This window comes from Flavobacterium sp. KMS (assembly GCF_000813005.1).
In the GTDB taxonomy this organism is placed as follows: domain Bacteria; phylum Bacteroidota; class Bacteroidia; order Flavobacteriales; family Flavobacteriaceae; genus Flavobacterium.
In genome coordinates, this window is record NZ_JSYP01000004.1 from 198326 (window position 1) to 217522 (window position 19197).

Consider the following 19197-nt stretch of genomic DNA (forward strand, 5'->3'; position numbering starts at 1 on the left):
AATGAATAAAAAAATACGAATTGCTATTAATGGTTTCGGAAGAATTGGTCGAAACTCGTTTCGATTACTTTTAAATCATCCCGAAATTGAAGTTGTTGCCATAAATGATATTGCCGACACAAAAACTATGGCTCACCTTATTAAATACGACAGTATTCATGGTGTGTTACCGTTTGTGGTAAGCAGTGACGAAAGTGGAATAATCGTTGATGGAAAACATTATTTATTTTTCCATGAGAAAAACATTTCAAACTTAAATTGGAAAGACTGTGACATAGATTATGTTATAGAATCTACCGGTAAATATAAAACGCACGAAGAAATAAATGCACATATTATTGCCGGAGCAAAAAAAGTCATTCTATCTGCACCTTCTGAAGTTGACACAATCAAAACTGTAGTTTTGGGTGTAAATGAAGGAATATTGGACGGAACTGAAACAATAATTTCTAATGCGAGTTGCACTACAAACAATGCAGCTCCTATGATTAAAATAATCGATGATCTTTGTGGTATTGAGCAAGCCTACATTACTACAATACATTCATTCACAACAGATCAAAGTCTGCACGATCAACCCCATAAAGATTTGCGCAGAGCCAGAGGTGCGAGCCAATCTATTGTTCCTACAACAACGGGCGCAGCAAAGGCATTAACTAAAATTTTCCCCAAATTACAAAACAAAATTGGTGGTTGCGGTATACGCGTTCCTGTTCCTGATGGATCATTAACCGACATTACATTTAATGTAAAACGTGCCGTTACTATTGAAGAGATTAATGAAGCATTTCAAAATGCAGCAAAAACTAGTTTAAAAGGAATTTTAGATTATACCGAAGACCCTATTGTATCTGTTGATATTATTGGAAATCCGAATTCGTGTTTATTTGATGCACAACTTACATCTGTAATCGATAAAATGGTAAAAGTTGTAGGTTGGTACGATAATGAAGTTGGGTATTCATCAAGATTAATTGATTTGATATTGCTAACGAAGGAAGTATAAACTACTAATAAAAAGTATTACAATACATGAAATATCTTTTTATCCTAATCAGTTTTTTCAGTTCATTTTTGTATTCCCAATTCAATCGGAATACAGATAGTGTTGTCTATTATGACCAACAGGCAAACTCTAGTCTTAAAGAAAACAAATACAGTCAGGCACAGCTTTTTACCGAAAAATCAATTCTATTTTGCCAAACAAACCACAAAATAGAAAACCAGGCCGACCAAACTTTTAAGCTTGGTAAAATTTACTACAATCAGAAAAAATATGATGAGGCTTTAATCAACTTCAACAAAAGTGTTGATTTATTAAAAGACAAACCTTTATCTATTACCAAAGCGCTTGCTCTTCATTATATTGGTATAACCAATACCGAAAGAGGAAAGCATAATCTTGCTCAAACGTATTTTGACAAGTCAAAATCTGTCTTCAAACAGCTAAATATCGTTGACTCAAGCCAAGCACTAACCCTTCAAAAAGGAATAGCTTTAAAGACTAATCATGAATATGATTTAGCAATCTCTACATTCAAAAAAATAACTGAATTACCAGATAGTAAAAATACTTTAAAAACAAAAACTGACGCTTACTATCAACTCGGACTTATCGAGAGTCATTTAAAAAGAAATGATTCTGCTATACATTATCTGGAAAAAGCATTAGCCTTAACCACAAAAAGCAATGACCTTAACCAGAAGGCAACTATATTATTAGCCATTAGCAAATATTATAAAAACCATCAGGATTATGACAGAGCTTACACTTATCTAGATGAACATTATCAATTAAAAAACTATATTTATAAATTAAAAAACTCAAAATCAGATTTTGATGATTTTAAAAAATTTAAAACTAAAGAGGTAATAAACTCAGCTATTCAGAAAGAGAAGAAAGACCTTGAAGATAAAAAAACATACAAGTATTCTAAATTAATAAGTATTCTTGCTATTGCTTTAATCTCTATTTTATCTCTTTTGAGTTTATCCCTTTACAAAAACAACATTATTCGAAATCAGAATAATATGCTTTTGAGAGAAAAAAATAATGAGTTAATTATCGCAAAGAATAAGGCCGAAAAAGCATCTAAAGCCAGATCTGAGTTTTTATCGACGGTAAGTCATGAATTACGAACTCCTCTTAATGCAATTAACGGAATTACACATTTATTAATAGAAGATAACCCTAAAAAATCACAGAAAAAATACTTAGAATCATTAAAGTTTTCGGGGAATTATTTGACTACATTTATTAATGAAATCCTAGAAATCAATAAAATAGATTCTAATAAGCTTGAAACCGAAAATATAAGTTTTAATCTAAAAGAATTATTAATAAACATACAAAGCTCTTTGAAGGAATTGGCTACAGCCAATAAAAATTATTTTAATCTAGATATCGATAAAAGTATTCCTGACAATTTAATTGGTGATCCAACAAAATTGTCTCAGATTATAATGAACCTGATTAATAATGCCTTAAAGTTTACAGCAAACGGACGTGTTAATGTGATTGTGAAATTACATTCATTAGAAGATGAAGCAGCAACTGTTTATTTTGAAATAGTTGATACTGGAATAGGAATTCCTGAAGACAAATTACAAACCGTTTTCGAAAGTTTTTCGCAAGGCTCTATAGAAGTTAACCGAAAATATGGAGGAACGGGTTTGGGACTCACGATTGTAAAAAAATTAACCGAAATGCTAGGTGGGGAAATCAATCTTAAAAGTGAAGTTGGTAAAGGTTCTACCTTTACTTTTAAACTAAAATTCCAAATAGATAACGAACCATTAGCTATTAAAGAAGAAACCAAATTGTACAACGACTACGAATTAAAAGACAAAAATATTCTGTTGATAGAAGACAACAGGATTAATCAAATGATTACTCGTAAAATGCTCGAGAATAAAGGTATAACCTGCGAGGTAATCGACAATGGAGAGGATGCGATTGAGTTATTAAAAATCAAACGATTTGATATGATTTTAATGGATGTGCATTTACCTGGAATAAATGGTACTACTGCCACTAAATATATTAGAGAATTTGATAAAATAACACCAATTATAGCTTTAACGGCTATTTCTCTAGATGAGAACAGGGAAATGTTATTATCATTCGGGATGAACGACGTAATAACAAAACCCTTTGTTCCTGATGAATTTTACAGCATTATCGCTAAATGTTTTAACGTAAGCGCTTAATACTCTAAAATCAAGTTTTTTATCAAAGCTCTTACTTTAGGCTCGGCCATTTTTGCTGCCTCAAGAACTTCATCATGCGAGATTGTATCTATACTTTCTTCGTTACCCATATCGGTAATTACAGAGATTCCAAAAGTTTCTACATCCATATGACGTGCAACGATAACTTCTGGCACAGTTGACATTCCTACGCAATCTGCTCCAAGAATTTTAACCATTTTATATTCAGCCAAAGTTTCAAAAGTTGGTCCTTGTAAACCAAAATAAATACCATCATGAATTTCAATATTCAATCTTGATGCAATTTCTTTGGTTTTAATAATCATTTTTCTAGAATAAGGCTCGCTCATATTTACAAATCGAGGTCCAAAACGGTCATCATTTTTACCACGCAAAGGATGCTCTGGTGCAAAATTAATATGATCTTTAATAATTACGATTGAACCTACTTTGTAAGCAGCATTTACTCCTCCTGAAGCATTAGAAACCATTAACTTGGTAACTCCCAAAAACTTCATTACTCGAACCGGAAAAGTAACTTCTTCCATAGTATATCCCTCATAAAAGTGAAAACGACCTTGCATCGCAACCACTTTTTTATCTCCAATAGTTCCAAAAACCAGAGCTCCTTTATGACCTTGAACTGTAGATACCGGAAAATTAGGGATTTCATTATAAGGTAATGTAAATTCTATTTCTATATCATTTGTAAAACCTCCTAAACCTGAACCTAAAATCACTCCATATTCTGGCGTGAACTGTGTTTTTGATTTTATATAACTAACTGTTTCCTGAACTTTTTCCCACATAATTTAAAATTGTTGTATCAAAATCATTTTGATAATTAATAAAAGTACTTTTTATCGGCAAATAAAATAATTGCGGCGCAATATTAGTGTCTTTTAAGCGAACATAATCCTTTTCGGTTGTAATAATTTTATGTTTTTTTGCTTTATTCGCAATCGTTGTAATATCCGTTTCTGTAAAGTGATGATGATCAGGGAATGTAAGACATTCATCGCCGTTAGATTTTAAAAACTTAAAAAATGGTACTGGCTTTGCAATTCCTGCCAAAAGTAATTTTGGTTCGTTTTTAATCTCTTCGATTGCTAATTTCCCAGTTTGAGAATAAATGCAATCATCATAATCAATATAAGTAAAGTATAATTCTTGTGATGGTTCTAATTTTAGCTTTCTACGAATATTTTGCTGCTCCGATTCCTGAAGATCAGAAGGACATTTGGTTATAATAACAATATTTGCTCTTTTTGCTCCACCCCTGCTCTCTCGTAAATTCCCAGTTGGCAACATCCAATCATCAGCATATAAATCACCATACGATGTAAGCAAAATATAAAATCCTGCTTTTACTTTTCGGTGTTGGAATGCATCATCAAGCAAAATAACCTGAGGCTTTTTAGGTTGCGAAAGTAATTTCTGGATTCCGTTTGTTCGGTTTGCATCTACTGCAACTTGAATATTTTTGAATTTTTGAAAAAACTGAAAAGGTTCATCTCCTAATATAACAGCATTAGAGGTTTCATCAGCAAGTACAAAACCTTCTGATTGTCTTTTATATCCACGACTAAGCGTAGCAACCTGATATGTATTTGATAATAATCGAATTAAATATTCTATTTGAGGTGTTTTTCCTGTTCCTCCAACGCTAAGATTACCAACTGCAATAATCGGAATATCAAATGATGTTGATTTTAAAACTCCTTTATCAAAAAGGAAATTCCGAATACTAGTGATGATTCCATATAAGATGGCAAATGGAAAGAGTAATTTTCGAAGTAAATTCATAATTTATTTATCAGAATAATGTCCCATGGCTGAAACTACATAAACAGTTACAATATCGTCTTCAACCCGATAAACTAATCGATCTTTCTGATTAATGCGTCTAGACCAATATCCTGTATATTCATATTTTAGTTGTTCAGGATTTCCAAAACCCTCGTATGGATTTTCCGTAAGATCGATTAAAATTTTAGCAATGTTTTTAATAGAAGTCTTATTCCCTGATTTTTTATGTTTTTCAATATCTTGATTTGCAACCTTCGTTACTTCAACCCTAAACTTCCCCATATATCATCTGGATTCAGCGTTGTAGTTTCGCCTTTTTTAATATTCTCTTCTGCTTTTTTAACCTTTTCAACAAATTCAGAACTATAAATACTCGGTTCTTCATTAACCTGTCCATAAGTTGGCTCAACGATCTCAATACCTTCAACACCTTTAAAAAAAGCTTCAAACATCGCCATAAATGCTTTTCCTGTCTTCGTTTGCTCGTTAATTTTTATTGTAGTCATGACCTATGATTTAGAATTACAAATATACGAAATACATATCATCGTTTAGATAATTTAAATTAGATACCTACTCCTTTAAATTAAATAAAGTATAATATTTTTCGTTAATTTGTTTCAGGTTTCAAGTTCCTATGCAAAACTTGAAACCTGAAACTTGAAACAAAAAGTAACAATGAAAATCAAAGAAATATTAGCAGTTCTCGAAGAGATGGCTCCTTTGGCTTACGCCGAAGATTTTGACAATGTCGGGCTTTTAGTTGGTGATTCATCTACAGAAGCTACAGGAGTTTTGGTTTGTCACGATGCGCTTGAAAATGTAATTGATGAAGCTATTGTCAAAAATTGCAACCTGGTTGTTTGTTTTCATCCAATTCTATTTTCTGGGATAAAAAAAATAACGGGGAAGAATTATGTAGAACGTGCTATTCTTAAAGCCATAAAAAATGATATTGCTATTTATGCCGTTCATACCGCATTAGACAATCACTCACAAGGTGTAAACAAAATATTTTGTGATGCTTTAGGTTTGATAAATACTACGGTTTTGATTCCGAAACAAAATTACATTCAGAAATTAGTAACTTATACTGTTCCTGATAATTCCGAGAAAGTCCGTAATGCTTTGTTTGAAGCTGGAGCAGGAAAAATTGGCAATTATGACAATTGCAGTTTCAACACCGAAGGTTTTTTTACTTTTAAAGGAAATGAGAATAGTAATCCTGTTATTGGAGAAAAAGAGAAATTACATACTGGGAATGAAATAAAGATCGAAGTTGTTTTTGAAAAACACTTGCAATCAAAAATTCTAAAAGCATTGTTTGCCAATCATATTTATGAGGAGGTTGCTTATGAAATTTATGATTTACAAAATGCACATCAAAACATAGGTTTAGGCATGATTGGAGAATTTGAAACTCCGATGAACGAAACAGACTTTTTACCATTTGTAAAAGAAAAAATGTTAGCAGATGGTATTAGACATTCTTCTTATACAGGCAAAAAAGTCCATAAAGTTGCTGTTCTTGGCGGATCTGGAAGTTTTGCCATAAAAAATGCAATTCAGGCTGGAGCCGATGCTTTTTTGACAGCCGATTTAAAATACCATCAGTTTTACGAAGCCGAAAATCGATTACTATTAGCCGATATTGGACATTTTGAAAGCGAACGCTATACAAAAAATTATATTGTTGATTATCTTCGGAAAAAAATCCTTAATTTTGCAATCATTTTATCAGAAGAAAATACAAATCCAGTTAAGTACTTATAGAATATGGCGAATACGAAAGAATTAAGTGTTGAGGACAAGTTAAGAGCAATTTACGATTTACAGCTAATTGACTCTAGAATTGACGAAATCAGAAACGTAAGAGGAGAACTTCCATTAGAAGTGGAAGATTTAGAAGATGAAGTTGCAGGTTTAGGCACACGTTCAGAAAAATTGAAAAGCGAACTAGAAATAGTTGAAGAGCAAATCAAGACTAGAAAAAATGCTATTGATGATCACAAAGAAGCCATCAAAAAGTACACAAAACAACAAGAATCAGTTCGTAACAATAGAGAATTTAACTCTTTGACTAAAGAAGTTGAATTTCAAGAATTAGAAATTCAATTAGCTGAAAAGCAAATCAAAGAAATGAAAGTTTCTATTGAGCATAAAAAAGAAGTAATCTCTGGTTTAAAAGAAAGACTAGAGTCTAAATCTTCTCATCTAAAACACAAAAAATCTGAATTGGATGCGATTATGGCAGAAACTCAAAAAGAAGAAATCTTCTTATCTGAGAAATCAGCTGAGTACGAAGTTTTAATCGAAGACCGTTTATTAGCGGCTTACAAACGAATCAGAACTAGTGTTCGTAATGGTTTAGCTGTAGTATCTATTGAAAGAGGTGCATCTGCAGGTTCTTTCTTTACTATTCCACCACAAACACAAGTAGAGATTGCCTCTAGAAAAAAAATCATCACTGATGAGCATTCTGGAAGAATCCTAGTTGATAGTGCATTAGCAGAAGAAGAAAAAGAGAAAATGGATTTATTATTTTCTAAATTCTAAATAATACAAAGCCTCGAAGTTCGGGGCTTTTTTTATATTAAAAATTACAATTTTGGGACTTAAAGAAGGTATTCGTTTCATAACATTAAAATCCGTTGGGCAATATATTAACTTTTTAAGTTATGTACGTCCAGAAAAAGCTGCGCAGATTTCATACGCCCTTTTTAGCCAACCAAGAGAAGGAAGATTAAGCAAAGAAAACTTACCAGAAATATTACAAGATACCAAAACTGAAACATTTCATCATAACGAGCACCATTTTCAGACTTATACTTGGGAAGGAAATGACACCAAAATATTACTCGTTCACGGATGGGAAAGCAATGCTTCGCGCTGGCAAAAAACACTCCCGTACTTACAACAATCAGGAAGCACCATTATTGCTATAGATGCACCTGCTCACGGACAAAGCAGTGGTATTGAATTCAACGTACCTCTTTATGCAGAATTCATTAACAAAGCAGTACAAAAATACCAACCTACAATTATAATTGGCCATTCTATAGGCGGAGCTGCTTGCGTGTATCACCAGCATTTATATCCAGATACCAGTATTAAAAAAATGGTTATTCTAGGTGCTCCATCAGATTTACAAACACTTATCAATAATTATATTTCCATGTTAAGCCTAAACGAAAAAATGGTCCCACTCTTAGAGAATCGTTTTGTAAATCGTTTCAACTTAAAACTGGAAGACTTCTCTGGAAAAAAATTCGCTTCAAATTTCACTGTCAAAGGATTAATTGCACACGATATCGAAGATAACGTAGTCGCTTTTGAAGAAGGAGAAAAAATAGCCAGCACTTGGAAAAATAGCCAATTTATAGCTACAAATGGTTTAGGCCACGGCATGCATGATGATGAGCTGTACCAAAAAGTAGTTGCGTTTTTGTTTTCTTAAAGGAGATTTTCTAAGGTTCTAAGGTTCTAAAAAAAAGCATTCTGCTTTTTTTTAGAAATTCATTAAAGATCTAATAATCTAATCCCGAAGCTTCGGGATAACAATCTAAGAAGTCTAAACAACTATTTTAAATTGTTTGTATAATTCTTTTTCTCCTTTTCCTGTAATAATTATTGCTCTGGAATTTTCAGTTTTTCGCAACCAATCATTGGCTATCATTTTATTCAATAATGACGTAGCTAGAGATCCTGACATGTGATTTTTTCTTTCGCTCCAATCAAGACATGGTTTCAAGAATAAACGCCTTTGTTTCCTAACCTCATCGACATTTATACCAAAATCTGAAAACCATTTTATCCCTTCGGAACCAATTTCAAAATCATTATTAGTATCAATAATTATATTTTGCTCTAATAAACTATTCGTTAAAGCCACACCTATTTTCCCCGCTAAATGATCATAACATGTTCTGCAATGTTTTATTGGCGGAAGCTTTTCTGTATTCTTTTTTCTCGAAACTTCTTGTGGAGGAATAAGGCTTGCCATCCCTTCGATAGCATAAGCAATTTCTTTGCTTGAAAATCGATAATATTTATGACGTCCTTGTTTTTCGACACAAAGCAAATCGGCATCTAATAACTTTCCTAAATGCATGCTTATATTTTGCGGCGATGTATTGGCTACAATTGCCAGTTCTGTAGCTGTAAATGCTTTTCCGTCGAGCAATGCCCACATAATTGATGCTCGGGTTGGATCACCAATTAATGTTGCAATTTTTATAAACTGTTCTTCCATTTTATGCAATCATAGTTAATTCTAAACTGAAGTATCTACGTGTAAAGTTAAATAACTTTGTTAAAAATCATAATCTATGTCACCTACTTTATTCTTTCAATCGGATATTAAAGATCCGTATGCAATATATAAAACAATGCTTGATGATCATCCTGTCTTTTGGGATGAGGCAAACCAAATTTGGGCAATTTATTCTCATGAATACTGCACAGAAATTCTAAATAGTCTCAACGTAAATATCCCAACTATTAATCCTAATAACGAACAGAAACTTAATGAATATGCTTTAAAAATCATCAATCATTTATCCCGATTATCAAACGGAACCCAACATGTCATTGCAAAAGAAACTGCAATGCTTTTATTTGCTAACATGAAATCAATTGACATTAATCAAATCATTGCCGAATTATTAGATAATGATTTAATCGAAAACAAAATAGATTGGGTTGATTCTGTTTGCAAAAAGCTTCCTGTTTTGGTTATTTTAAAAAGCTTTGGCTTTAGGCAAGATGATTGCAAATTCATTTCTGAAAAAATAGACCTTCTTGTAAAAATAATGCTGCCAAATAAATCTGCAGAACAGGTTCAGGCAATTAATGAAATTTCAGAAAATAGTTATTCAATGGTAAAAAAGCACTTATCAAGTCTTAGTTTTTATAAGCCTTTACTAGATAAAATATCCGAATCGCATACTATTTCTTTCGAGGAAACGATAACAATATCTGTAAGTAATTTAATTGGATTGTTGATTCAAAGTTACGATGCTTGCAGAGGTCTTTTGAGTAACTCTTTATTACAAATTATTAATACTCATAATCTAGTACCCAAAAACAATATTAATAAAACACAGATACAAAAATTAGTTATTGAAACCCTGCGCTTTGATCCACCAATTCATAATACAAGAAGAGTTGCAATTACGGATATTGTATTATATAAAACTATAATTAAAAAAAATGAAACCCTATTATTGGTTCTTGCAGCTGCAAATCGTGACCCAAAAAAATTCGATAATCCTTTAAGTTTTGATATCGAAAGAATCAATAATGATGAGAATCTTACCTTTGGGATTGGAGGTCATATGTGTCTGGCTAAATACTTTTCGATTCATCTTACAACCGAGGCTCTATTATATTTATTTAATAATTATAATACAATTGCAATTCTGGAAAGTAACATTCTGTACGAACCTATGATAAACGCCAGATTACCTAAAAACATCTGGATTTCGATTCAATAATTTAAATTAAACAACATGATAGCAGTAATTTTTGAAGTAATTCCTAACGAAGAAAAAAAACAAGAATATCTTGACATCGCCGCAAGCTTGCGTCCTGAGTTAGATAAAATCTCTGGTTTTATATCCATAGAACGATTTCAGAGTTTTAATGACCCTGGAAAAGTTTTGTCTTTGTCATTTTGGAAAGATGAAGAAAGCATCCAACAATGGAGAAATCTCGAAATGCACCGTAATGCTCAGTCTAAAGGGCGACAAGAAATTTTTAAAGATTACCATTTAAGAATTGCCGATGTAAAAAGGGATTACGGAATGTTTGACAGGAAAGAAACGCCAAAGGATAGTCCTTTTTAGGAGGTTCAAAGGGACAAAGTTGCAAAGAAACAAAGGTTCTGATCCCGAGGCTTCGGGACTGAGATTCTGAGGTTCTGAGGTTAAAAAAAAAGCAAAATGCTTTTTTTAAAGATTTCGAAAAATCTAAAATCTAAGAAGTCTAAAAGGTCTAACAATCTAAGATGTCTAAAATTAAAGATGTCTATTTTTTGATTACTTTTGCACTATGGAAGAAAATCTAAAACGCCTCAACAAATTCATTGGAGAAACTGGATATTGTTCTCGTCGTGAAGCTGATAAACTAATCGAAGAAGGACGTGTAACCATAAACGGAATTGTACCTGAAATGGGAACGAAAGTTTCACCTGATGACGAAGTACGCATAGACGGAAAGTTAATCGTAGAAAAACACGAAAAACCAGTTTATTTAGCTTTTAATAAACCTGCTGGAATTGAATGTACCACTAATCTGGAGGTTCGTAACAACATTGTAGATTACATTAATTATCCTAAACGTATTTTCCCAATTGGGAGATTGGATAAAGCCAGTGAAGGTTTAATATTTATGACCAATGATGGTGATATTGTAAACAAAATTCTGCGCGCAAGAAATAATCACGAAAAGGAATATACTGTAACTGTAAGTAAACCTATAACGGATCGCTTTATTGAGCGAATGGGAAATGGTGTCCCTATTCTTGATACAGTAACCAAAAAATGTAAAGTAGAGCAAATAAGCAAATACATCTTTAAGATTATTCTAACACAAGGTTTAAATCGTCAGATTAGAAGAATGGCGGAATATTTAGGCTATGAAGTTACTGCCTTAAAGCGTATTCGTATTATTAATATTTCTCTCGATGTTCCCGTAGGTCGCTACCGTGATTTAACAGATGCTGAAATTAAAGAATTGAATGAGCTTATTGAGCCTTCGAGTAAAACTGAGGAAGCAAGTTTACCTAAGATTGAAACTCCGAGAAGAAAAACTGAATTTATAAAAAGAGACGATCCTCGATTTAAGAAAAGAGGAAACTATTAAACTCTTGTACTTACAAATCTATATAACAAAGAAAGCCTGGAACTGAAATTCCAGGCTTTTCTTTTTCTACAATCTTATTTTTTACCAACAAGTAATGTTATTTTTATGATAATTGAATATTCAACTCCAATTACCTTAATATACATTTTTAAAAATTATTTATTTACTTTTCAGATCCGCTTCTTTTAAAATAGCTTCAAAATTTCACTATTCCAAAAAAACATTAAATCGGTGTTATTCCTGTAAGAACAGGATTTCCAGACAATGGATCATAAATCTCAACGAGAGCTTCATAAGGAAGTCCAGACGAAACAACTGTTGCATTACATTTAAAACGATAATTTGTTCCTGCCACAACCTGCGTTGAAACTGCAGTTGGATTATATTTCACTCCAAGCAAACCATTCATTGCTTTTCTGAATATTTGTAAATCTTCTGGGGTTGGAGTATGATAAAGTGTCCATCCTCCCAGTAGTGTCTCCGTATTATTTATTAGGGCATTATTTGACATAATTTCTATAGTTTAAATTACTTTAATTACTCTTATAATCTTCAGAAATCACTTTTAAAAAAAATTGATACTGAACTTTTTTTGAGTATTAAATCCTTGTTATTTTCACAACATGCGGGTCACCAACTAGTGGTTTAAAAATCTTCACTATAGCTTCATAAGCAATCTCTGAAGGCGGAATTGATGCAGTACATCTAAAACGATAGTTTATTCCTGCTACCACCTGTGTCGCAACTGCCGTAGGGATATATTTTACTCCAACATAACCTTCTAAGGCTTGTTTAAATAATAATAAATCCGCAGCTGTAGGTTTGCGAAAATCTGTCCATCCACCTAATATAGGCTCATGGTTTTCTAAGACTTGGGTTTGACTTGACATAATGTTATAATTTAATTGTTCTTGGTCCTACTCATAAGGCTTTTCGGAAACGCCACGTTTCTAAATAGAGCACGAAAACCCTATTTAATGAATTACTTGCCAGATAAATTATCAGGCAAATAAAAAGTCATGGAGAATTAAATTATGCTAGCTTTAATCAATTCCCTATAGTAAAACTATAGCACAATTAAATCTGTAAATAAGAAAATGTCATGAGAACGGAAATCATTGTCATGAAAAGTAAAAAAAGTAGTATGGGATTTTTCCCTAAAGTAAATAAGCAAAAAAACCTCCTCCATATAATATGAATGAGGTTTTAGTTGTAGAGAATTATATAAAGTAAGATTATCTCAATACGCGAAACTTTTTAACGAAATCTCTGTATTTCTCGCTTAGGACAACTTTGTGATTTCCTTTTAAAACAACGAGATTATCATTGACAATTATCTCTTCTATCTTGCTTAAATTTACAATATAGTTACGGTGTGTTTGACTAAATTTAGCCGGATCCAAAAACTGAATGATTTTGGTAAGAGATATTAAGATTACAAATTTTTCGACGTCTGTTATTATATTGCAATATCTGTCTTCAACTTCTATATAGACTATATCCTCAATTCTAACTTTTTTTAAAGCTTTATTTTTTTTGATAAAAAGATAGTCGTCACTTATAACGGTATCTTGTTCTTCGCTAACAAAAACATTGGTCTGACCATAAAACTTCTCTACTGCCATTTCTAAGGCATACAAGATTTCTAGTTCGTTAAATGGTTTTAATAAAAAACTAAATGGTTTGGTAAGTTTAGCTCTTTCAAAAATCTGACGATCTTTGGAACTTGTCAGGAAAACAAAAGGTTTTAAGCCATTAGGAACAATATTAATTGTTTCTGCAAAAGTAACTCCGTCTGGTTTTCCGTCTAAAAAAACATCTATTACTACAACATCTATCGCATTGTTATAAAACAACGCTAACGCTTCGTTATAAGTAGGTGCAATGCCCACAATATTATAATTATTAGCGGTAAGCACTTTTACAAGCGCATCGCTTTCTGCTGGAGTATCTTCGATAATAAGTACATTTATATTATCCATGATTTTTAAACTTTTGTAATACGATAATTATTTTAGTTCCAACATTTTCTTCACTCTCAATTTCTAATCTACCGCCATTTTTATAGATCATACTTTTGCATAATTGCATTCCTAATCCAGTTCCTATTGTATCATCATTTTTCTTTTTAGAAAGTAATGCTGTTTTTTTCAATAGTTCTTCCTGTGTAGAAGCGCTCATCCCTAATCCGGTATCTTCAACAACTAGATAACAAAAATCATCATCTGAATCTCGTGTATAAATCGAAATCTTGCCATTATCATTGGTAAACTTAATCGCATTATCTAATATATTACGAATAATTATTTTAAGCGAATCCATATCGGCAAATACGTAATCTGTAGTAGAAACTCTATTTTCAAAACTGATGTTTCTATTTATCATTAATGGCTTATAATTATATTCTACATGTTTTACAATTGTCGCCAAATGAAGCGATTCCTGAGAAAAATAGGTTTGTTTCGTTTGTAATAAAGCCCAATTAAGCAGATTGTCTAGCAAATTATAAGCTCCGTTAGCAATTGCACTATTATTATGTAGTTGTGTATCTAGCTCGGTATAATTCTTGGTCTCCAGATTCTCAATTAACTTGCTATTACTTGTTTTTAAAGCATTAACCGAAGATCGTAAATCATGACTCACTATAGAGAATAACTTATCTTTTGTAGCGTTTAATTTGTCTAACTCTTCTTTTTGAGCCAAGATAATTTTATTATTTTTTATTTTTTGCCTGTAAAAATATACCCCTGTCCCAAACAAGATTAGCAATAAAACTGAAGAAAACAACAAACTATTTCTCTCTGCTATTTTTATCTTATTCTCCGCTTCAAGTATATTTACCTCTTTTTGCTTTTGCTTTACTGCAAATTTCTTTTCTAAATCAGCAATTGCCCAAACTTTATTCTGATCGTTTAAAGAGTCTTTCCACTTTTCGTATTCTTTACGATAGATTAAAGCCAAAGGGAAATTTTTCCTATTTTCTTCTACTACCGCCATGTTCATTGCAGCAGTTTTTTTTATTCCAAATGATTTTACTTTTTTAGAAAGATGATACCCCTTTTCAAAATAAGGAATTGCCTGACTGTCTTTATATTGTTCATAATACAAAGTAGCAATATCCATATAAGACCCCACTAGTAATAAAGTATCTTTTTCTGTTTCTTGTAATCTGGCGCCTTTAAACAAATGTTCTTCGGCTTTATCAAATTCTTTAAGATGCAAATAACACAATCCTATATTATGTAAGACAGTACTTACTCCTAAATCATAAGTAGATACATTGGATAACTTTAGTATGCCTTCAAAATACTGTAAAGCACTTCTGAATTCATTTTGACTTAATGCAATTTCTCCTAGATTATTTTTTACTTTATAATTAAATTGAAAATTATTAGAGACTTTATTAAATTCTTTTTTAGCTTCATTAAGAAGTTTTTTTTCCTTGAAACTAATTCCTCTAAAATAATGGCAATAATCTTTAAGCTCAATACTTTTAGTTAGACTAATATGTTTCATAGAATAAACCAAGGTTGAATCCCAATTTTTTTCTATAAAAAACGATACCGCTTTATTAAAATTAATCTCTTCTTTAAACTTATTTGCTTTTATTTTAATTTCTACCTTAAGTAATTTCTTAATAGGTAATTCCTCTTGCGAAAAGATAAAAAATGAATTAAACAACAATATAAAAACAACAAGTAATTTAATCTTAATCATTTCTTTTAATTATATACTAAGGATTACAAATCAATATAAATAATTAAATCAACTATTATATTTTATTTATAATCCTTTTTAGATTAACACTTCTCAATTGAACAAAAGATTACTCAACAAGCAACAAACAATTATCCTCCAGACTGTACAGTAGTTTCTGTTCCTCTGGATGCAATTGGATCTATATCCCAAAGAAAAGTCTGGATTGTTTTTACTTTTGAAAAATCACCTATGAATGCATATGGATTTGCCTTAAATTTAAGTTCATGGACAGAGAATGTGCATGCATCCTGTTCAGGCATATTATAGGCTATAAAAAATTGCAATTGAGGATTTCCATCAATATCTATATAAGTATTTTGAAAAATATCATATTGAAAAACCTCATTCCTTCTATCTAAATCAACATAGGCAACAATATTTATAGAAAGCGTATCATTCTCTGCATTATAAAATGCTTCTACAAGTGGAGACAAAAGCCCTTTAGATTTTCTTTCAGGAAAAGTTACTTTTCCTATCTCAGGATTATTATTTTCAGAAAAAATTTTGGTTCCTGGAGGCATGGTAATTACTTCATTACCTTCAACGTTTAAATTTGTTGTACTCATAATTTTTAAAGTTAGTTAGTTTATAGGTTTGGGACCTATCAATGGTTAATAAATAAGGTTCGTAGAAATAAAATATTTGCCTAAAAATGCGGGATGAGCAACACTTTATTTCTATTTCAAATATAACAAACATTTTCTTAATAAGTTTTAATCATTAACAAATAACTAGTTAAAAACCTGCAGTTTATCTGATTTATTTACCTTTAATCAAAAAAAGCATACTGCTATCAATTAATTCTTACAAATTATATAACCGAAAACAAAGCATAAAAAAAGCCTTAAACAAAAGTTTAAGGCTTACTTATATCAATGAGTGAAATATATTATTTTCCAGCTCTCATTTTTCTTGCTAATAATGTATTTTTAAGCAACATAGCAATTGTCATAGGTCCTACTCCACCAGGAACTGGTGTTATAAAAGATGATTTCTTACTTACTTCAGCAAAATCAACATCTCCTGTAATTACATATCCTTTTGGATTTGTAGCATCTTCAACTCTAGTAATTCCTACGTCGATTACCACAACGCCATCTTTTACCATATGAGCTTTTAGGTAATTTGGAACTCCTAAAGCTGTAATAATGATATCAGCATTTTTAGTATATTCTTCGATATTCTTTGTTCTGCTATGTGTTAATGTCACTGTCGAATCTCCCGGATTTCCTTTACGACTCATTAAGATACTCATTGGTCGCCCTACAATATGGCTACGCCCAATAACAACAGTGTGTTTCCCTGCAGTTTCTACTTTGTAACGCTCTAATAATTGCATAATCCCGAATGGTGTCGCTGGAATAAAAGTATCCATCTCTAAAGCCATTTTTCCGAAGTTGGTAGGATGGAAACCATCTACATCCTTATCTGGATCTATTGCCATTAAAATCTTTTGTTCGCTGATATGTTTTGGCAAAGGCAACTGAACAATATATCCGTCTAGATTATCATCTTCGTTTAGTTCTTTAATTTTTGCCAATAACTCTACCTCTGTAATTGTTTCTGGTAAACTTACCAAAGTAGAATCAAAACCTATTTGTTGGCAAGATCTTACTTTACTACCTACGTAAGTTAAACTAGCCCCATCGTTACCCACAATCACAGCTGCCAAATGAGGTACTTTTCCTCCAGCATCTTTAATTGCTTGCACTTCTATTGCAATTTCGTTTTTAATATCCTCAGCTGTTTTTTTACCGTCTAGTAGTTGCATTTTTTTTAAAGGGTTTTTAAAGTTTAAGATTTAAAGTTTTTTCGGTTCTAAAACCTTAAATCAATTTAGTTGTGTTTATATTAAAAAGTTTAAGGTTTAAAATTTCAATTATCTTGAAACTTTAAACCTTACTTATTTTTTTATTATCTCGGCATTCCGCCTGGCATTCCTTTCATGCCTCCCATCATTTTCATTAAATTCTTTCCGCCTGGGCCTTGCATCATTTTCATCATTTTGCTCATTTGGTCGAATTGCTTCATCAGCTGATTTACTTGCTCGATTTTTGTTCCCGAACCTTTTGCAATTCTGGCTTTCCTTTTTACATCGATAACTGCTGGCTTGCTTCTTTCAAGTGGAGTCATCGAGTGTATGATTGCTTCAATATGCTTGAAGGCATCATCTTCGATTTCTACATCTTTCATAGCTTTAGAAGCACCTGGTATCATTCCTACCAAGTCTTTCATATTACCCATTTTCTTTACTTGCTGAATTTGTGACAAGAAATCATCAAAACCAAACTCGTTTTTAGCAATTTTCTTTTGGATTTTTCTTGCTTCTTCTTCATCAAATTGCTCTTGCGCTCTTTCTACCAACGACACAACATCACCCATACCAAGTATACGCTCTGCCATACGAATAGGATAGAACACATCGATTGCATCCATTTTCTCTCCTGTACCTACAAACTTAATTGGTTTGTTTACTACCGATTTAATAGAAATCGCAGCTCCTCCACGTGTATCACCATCTAATTTAGTAAGGATAACTCCGTCGAAGTTTAATATATCATTAAATGCTTTTGCAGTATTTACAGCATCCTGACCTGTCATGGCATCCACAACAAATAAAGTTTCTTGTGGCTGGATTGCTTTGTGAACACGTGCAATCTCATCCATCATTTCCTGATCTACGGCTAAACGTCCTGCTGTATCGACAATAACAACATTAAACCCATTAGCTTTAGCATGTTTAATTGCATTTTGTGCAATCTCTACAGGATTTTTATTTTCTGGTTCTGAGTAAACCTCAACACCTATTTGGTCTCCTACAACATGTAATTGGTTTATCGCCGCTGGACGGTAAATATCACACGCTACTAAAAGTGGTTTTTTATTCTTTTTTGTTTTTAAATAATTAGCAAGTTTACCAGAGAATGTAGTTTTCCCTGAACCTTGTAATCCCGACATTAAAATAACGCTTGGAGTACCAGACAAGTTTATCCCTGCTACATCACCACCCATTAATTCAGTAAGTTCGTCCTTTACTAACTTCACCAATAATTGTCCTGGCTGAAGTGTAGTTAAAACGTCTTGTCCAATTGCTTTTTCTTTTACTTTAGTTGTAAAATCTTTAGCAATTTTAAAGTTAACATCGGCATCAAGTAAGGCACGACGAACTTCTTTTAAGGTTTCGGCAACGTTTACTTCTGTAATCTTACCGTGTCCTTTTAATATATGGAAGGCTTTATCTAACTTATCACTTAAATTATCAAACATACTATTTTCTTTATTTGAAGTGCAAAGATAATCTAATTAGACATTTCAGGCAATTTTTATTTAACTGCATTTAACCGCAAAGTTCGCAAGGTTTTACGCAAAGATCGCAAGGCTTTTTTTTCGCACAATCCGGATAGTTATCAGGAGCGAAACAGCAAAAATTTTTGTTTCACGCAGATTAAAAAAGATTTAAGCCGATTTTTATAAACGTTTTAATCTTTGGCTTTAAATATTAACCGCAATGTGCACAAAGTTTTTCGCAAAGTCCGCGAATTTTTTTGTTTGCAA

General features: G+C 32.0%; 20 protein-coding genes. 8 read left to right on the top strand and 12 right to left on the bottom strand.

Annotated elements, in window-relative coordinates; all coding sequences use genetic code 11:
* The first annotated feature begins 1 nt into the window (after position 1).
* Together gap and OA93_RS06765 are read left to right on the top strand one after the other, a co-directional pair.
* A complete protein-coding gene (gap, locus tag OA93_RS06760; RefSeq protein ID WP_039112373.1) occupies positions 2 to 1006 on the top strand; it encodes a type I glyceraldehyde-3-phosphate dehydrogenase in 1005 nt (334 codons plus the stop codon).
* Between the two features lie 26 nt (positions 1007 to 1032).
* Complete coding sequence (locus OA93_RS06765) at positions 1033 to 3210, top strand: ATP-binding protein (RefSeq protein WP_039112374.1); 2178 nt, start codon at positions 1033 to 1035, stop codon at positions 3208 to 3210.
* Here OA93_RS06765 and OA93_RS06770 read toward each other — a convergent pair.
* From OA93_RS06770 to OA93_RS06785, 4 genes are read right to left on the bottom strand one after another with little or no spacing between them, the layout of a single operon-like run.
* Positions 3207 to 4019 (bottom strand): purine-nucleoside phosphorylase, encoded by an 813-nt coding sequence (locus tag OA93_RS06770; RefSeq protein WP_039112375.1) that lies wholly within the window; start codon positions 4017 to 4019, stop codon positions 3207 to 3209. The two genes, OA93_RS06765 and OA93_RS06770, sit on opposite strands and share 4 nt — an antisense overlap.
* A complete protein-coding gene (gene lpxK, locus OA93_RS06775; protein ID WP_039112376.1) occupies positions 3991 to 5016 on the bottom strand; it encodes a tetraacyldisaccharide 4'-kinase in 1026 nt (341 codons plus the stop codon). Before lpxK ends, OA93_RS06770 begins: the two co-directional genes overlap by 29 nt.
* Before the next feature lie 3 nt (positions 5017 to 5019).
* Positions 5020 to 5301: a Txe/YoeB family addiction module toxin gene (locus OA93_RS06780; protein ID WP_039112377.1), complete on the bottom strand. Its 282-nt coding sequence runs from the start codon at positions 5299 to 5301 to the stop codon at positions 5020 to 5022.
* On the bottom strand, positions 5277 to 5525 hold the full coding sequence (locus tag OA93_RS06785) for a DUF2683 family protein (RefSeq protein ID WP_039112378.1): 249 nt from the start codon (positions 5523 to 5525) through the stop codon (positions 5277 to 5279). The genes OA93_RS06780 and OA93_RS06785 overlap by 25 nt, the downstream gene beginning before the upstream one ends.
* 172 nt (positions 5526 to 5697) lie before the next feature.
* Between OA93_RS06785 and OA93_RS06790 the strand changes: the two genes are divergently transcribed.
* From OA93_RS06790 to OA93_RS06800, 3 genes are read left to right on the top strand one after another with little or no spacing between them, the layout of a single operon-like run.
* Positions 5698 to 6792, top strand: coding sequence for a Nif3-like dinuclear metal center hexameric protein (locus OA93_RS06790; protein ID WP_039112379.1), 1095 nt, complete (start codon positions 5698 to 5700; stop codon positions 6790 to 6792).
* Positions 6793 to 6795: 3 nt separating this feature from the next.
* Positions 6796 to 7575 carry a C4-type zinc ribbon domain-containing protein gene (locus OA93_RS06795; protein WP_039112380.1) on the top strand — a complete coding sequence of 260 codons (780 nt, stop codon included), beginning with the start codon at positions 6796 to 6798 and terminating at the stop codon, positions 7573 to 7575.
* Between the two features lie 52 nt (positions 7576 to 7627).
* Positions 7628 to 8476: an alpha/beta fold hydrolase gene (locus OA93_RS06800; RefSeq protein WP_039112381.1), complete on the top strand. Its 849-nt coding sequence runs from the start codon at positions 7628 to 7630 to the stop codon at positions 8474 to 8476.
* Between the two features lie 114 nt (positions 8477 to 8590).
* On the opposite strand, the gene OA93_RS06805 is transcribed toward OA93_RS06800, so the two are convergent.
* Positions 8591 to 9271 (bottom strand): winged helix-turn-helix domain-containing protein, encoded by a 681-nt coding sequence (locus OA93_RS06805; RefSeq protein WP_039112382.1) that lies wholly within the window; start codon positions 9269 to 9271, stop codon positions 8591 to 8593.
* Positions 9272 to 9347: 76 nt separating this feature from the next.
* Between OA93_RS06805 and OA93_RS06810 the strand changes: the two genes are divergently transcribed.
* The 3 genes from OA93_RS06810 to rluF all read left to right on the top strand — a co-directional run bounded on the left by OA93_RS06810 (position 9348) and on the right by rluF (position 11883).
* Positions 9348 to 10514, top strand: coding sequence for a cytochrome P450 (locus tag OA93_RS06810; protein ID WP_039112383.1), 1167 nt, complete (start codon positions 9348 to 9350; stop codon positions 10512 to 10514).
* A 15-nt stretch (positions 10515 to 10529) separates the two neighbouring features.
* The gene (locus tag OA93_RS06815; RefSeq protein WP_039112384.1) at positions 10530 to 10865 is read left to right on the top strand and encodes an antibiotic biosynthesis monooxygenase; all 336 of its coding nucleotides are present in this window, start codon (positions 10530 to 10532) and stop codon (positions 10863 to 10865) included.
* A 205-nt stretch (positions 10866 to 11070) separates the two neighbouring features.
* Positions 11071 to 11883 (top strand): 23S rRNA pseudouridine(2604) synthase RluF, encoded by an 813-nt coding sequence (gene rluF, locus OA93_RS06820; protein WP_039112385.1) that lies wholly within the window; start codon positions 11071 to 11073, stop codon positions 11881 to 11883.
* Between the two features lie 223 nt (positions 11884 to 12106).
* Here rluF and OA93_RS06825 read toward each other — a convergent pair whose 3' ends face one another.
* From OA93_RS06825 to ffh, 7 genes are all read right to left on the bottom strand, one after another.
* Positions 12107 to 12394: a hypothetical protein gene (locus OA93_RS06825; RefSeq protein WP_052250155.1), complete on the bottom strand. Its 288-nt coding sequence runs from the start codon at positions 12392 to 12394 to the stop codon at positions 12107 to 12109.
* Positions 12395 to 12482: 88 nt separating this feature from the next.
* A complete protein-coding gene (locus OA93_RS06830; RefSeq protein WP_052250156.1) occupies positions 12483 to 12773 on the bottom strand; it encodes a hypothetical protein in 291 nt (96 codons plus the stop codon).
* Positions 12774 to 13118: 345 nt separating this feature from the next.
* Positions 13119 to 13865 (bottom strand): response regulator transcription factor, encoded by a 747-nt coding sequence (locus OA93_RS06835; RefSeq protein WP_039112386.1) that lies wholly within the window; start codon positions 13863 to 13865, stop codon positions 13119 to 13121.
* Complete coding sequence (locus OA93_RS06840) at positions 13858 to 15600, bottom strand: ATP-binding protein (RefSeq protein WP_039112387.1); 1743 nt, start codon at positions 15598 to 15600, stop codon at positions 13858 to 13860. The genes OA93_RS06835 and OA93_RS06840 overlap by 8 nt, the downstream gene beginning before the upstream one ends.
* Before the next feature lie 131 nt (positions 15601 to 15731).
* Complete coding sequence (locus tag OA93_RS06845) at positions 15732 to 16208, bottom strand: hypothetical protein (protein WP_039112388.1); 477 nt, start codon at positions 16206 to 16208, stop codon at positions 15732 to 15734.
* 323 nt (positions 16209 to 16531) lie between these two features.
* A complete protein-coding gene (locus OA93_RS06850) occupies positions 16532 to 17413 on the bottom strand; it encodes a tetrahydrofolate dehydrogenase/cyclohydrolase catalytic domain-containing protein (protein ID WP_039112389.1) in 882 nt (293 codons plus the stop codon).
* 143 nt (positions 17414 to 17556) lie between these two features.
* Positions 17557 to 18909 (bottom strand): signal recognition particle protein, encoded by a 1353-nt coding sequence (ffh, locus tag OA93_RS06855; protein WP_039112390.1) that lies wholly within the window; start codon positions 18907 to 18909, stop codon positions 17557 to 17559.
* Positions 18910 to 19197 lie beyond the last annotated feature (288 nt).

Coding starts and splice junctions, on each gene's coding strand:
- OA93_RS06765 (WP_039112374.1), top strand. CDS start 1,033: ATGAAATATCTTTTTATCCTAATCAGTTTTTTCAGTTCATTTTTGTAT.
- OA93_RS06850 (WP_039112389.1), bottom strand. CDS start 17,413: ATGCAACTACTAGACGGTAAAAAAACAGCTGAGGATATTAAAAACGAA.
- OA93_RS06835 (WP_039112386.1), bottom strand. CDS start 13,865: ATGGATAATATAAATGTACTTATTATCGAAGATACTCCAGCAGAAAGC.
- OA93_RS06810 (WP_039112383.1), top strand. CDS start 9,348: ATGTCACCTACTTTATTCTTTCAATCGGATATTAAAGATCCGTATGCA.
- OA93_RS06790 (WP_039112379.1), top strand. CDS start 5,698: ATGAAAATCAAAGAAATATTAGCAGTTCTCGAAGAGATGGCTCCTTTG.
- rluF (WP_039112385.1), top strand. CDS start 11,071: ATGGAAGAAAATCTAAAACGCCTCAACAAATTCATTGGAGAAACTGGA.
- OA93_RS06785 (WP_039112378.1), bottom strand. CDS start 5,525: ATGACTACAATAAAAATTAACGAGCAAACGAAGACAGGAAAAGCATTT.
- gap (WP_039112373.1), top strand. CDS start 2: ATGAATAAAAAAATACGAATTGCTATTAATGGTTTCGGAAGAATTGGT.
- OA93_RS06830 (WP_052250156.1), bottom strand. CDS start 12,773: ATGTCAAGTCAAACCCAAGTCTTAGAAAACCATGAGCCTATATTAGGT.
- OA93_RS06795 (WP_039112380.1), top strand. CDS start 6,796: ATGGCGAATACGAAAGAATTAAGTGTTGAGGACAAGTTAAGAGCAATT.
- OA93_RS06840 (WP_039112387.1), bottom strand. CDS start 15,600: ATGATTAAGATTAAATTACTTGTTGTTTTTATATTGTTGTTTAATTCA.
- OA93_RS06845 (WP_039112388.1), bottom strand. CDS start 16,208: ATGAGTACAACAAATTTAAACGTTGAAGGTAATGAAGTAATTACCATG.
- lpxK (WP_039112376.1), bottom strand. CDS start 5,016: ATGAATTTACTTCGAAAATTACTCTTTCCATTTGCCATCTTATATGGA.
- OA93_RS06815 (WP_039112384.1), top strand. CDS start 10,530: ATGATAGCAGTAATTTTTGAAGTAATTCCTAACGAAGAAAAAAAACAA.
- OA93_RS06770 (WP_039112375.1), bottom strand. CDS start 4,019: ATGTGGGAAAAAGTTCAGGAAACAGTTAGTTATATAAAATCAAAAACA.
- OA93_RS06805 (WP_039112382.1), bottom strand. CDS start 9,271: ATGGAAGAACAGTTTATAAAAATTGCAACATTAATTGGTGATCCAACC.
- OA93_RS06780 (WP_039112377.1), bottom strand. CDS start 5,301: ATGGGGAAGTTTAGGGTTGAAGTAACGAAGGTTGCAAATCAAGATATT.
- OA93_RS06825 (WP_052250155.1), bottom strand. CDS start 12,394: ATGTCAAATAATGCCCTAATAAATAATACGGAGACACTACTGGGAGGA.
- ffh (WP_039112390.1), bottom strand. CDS start 18,909: ATGTTTGATAATTTAAGTGATAAGTTAGATAAAGCCTTCCATATATTA.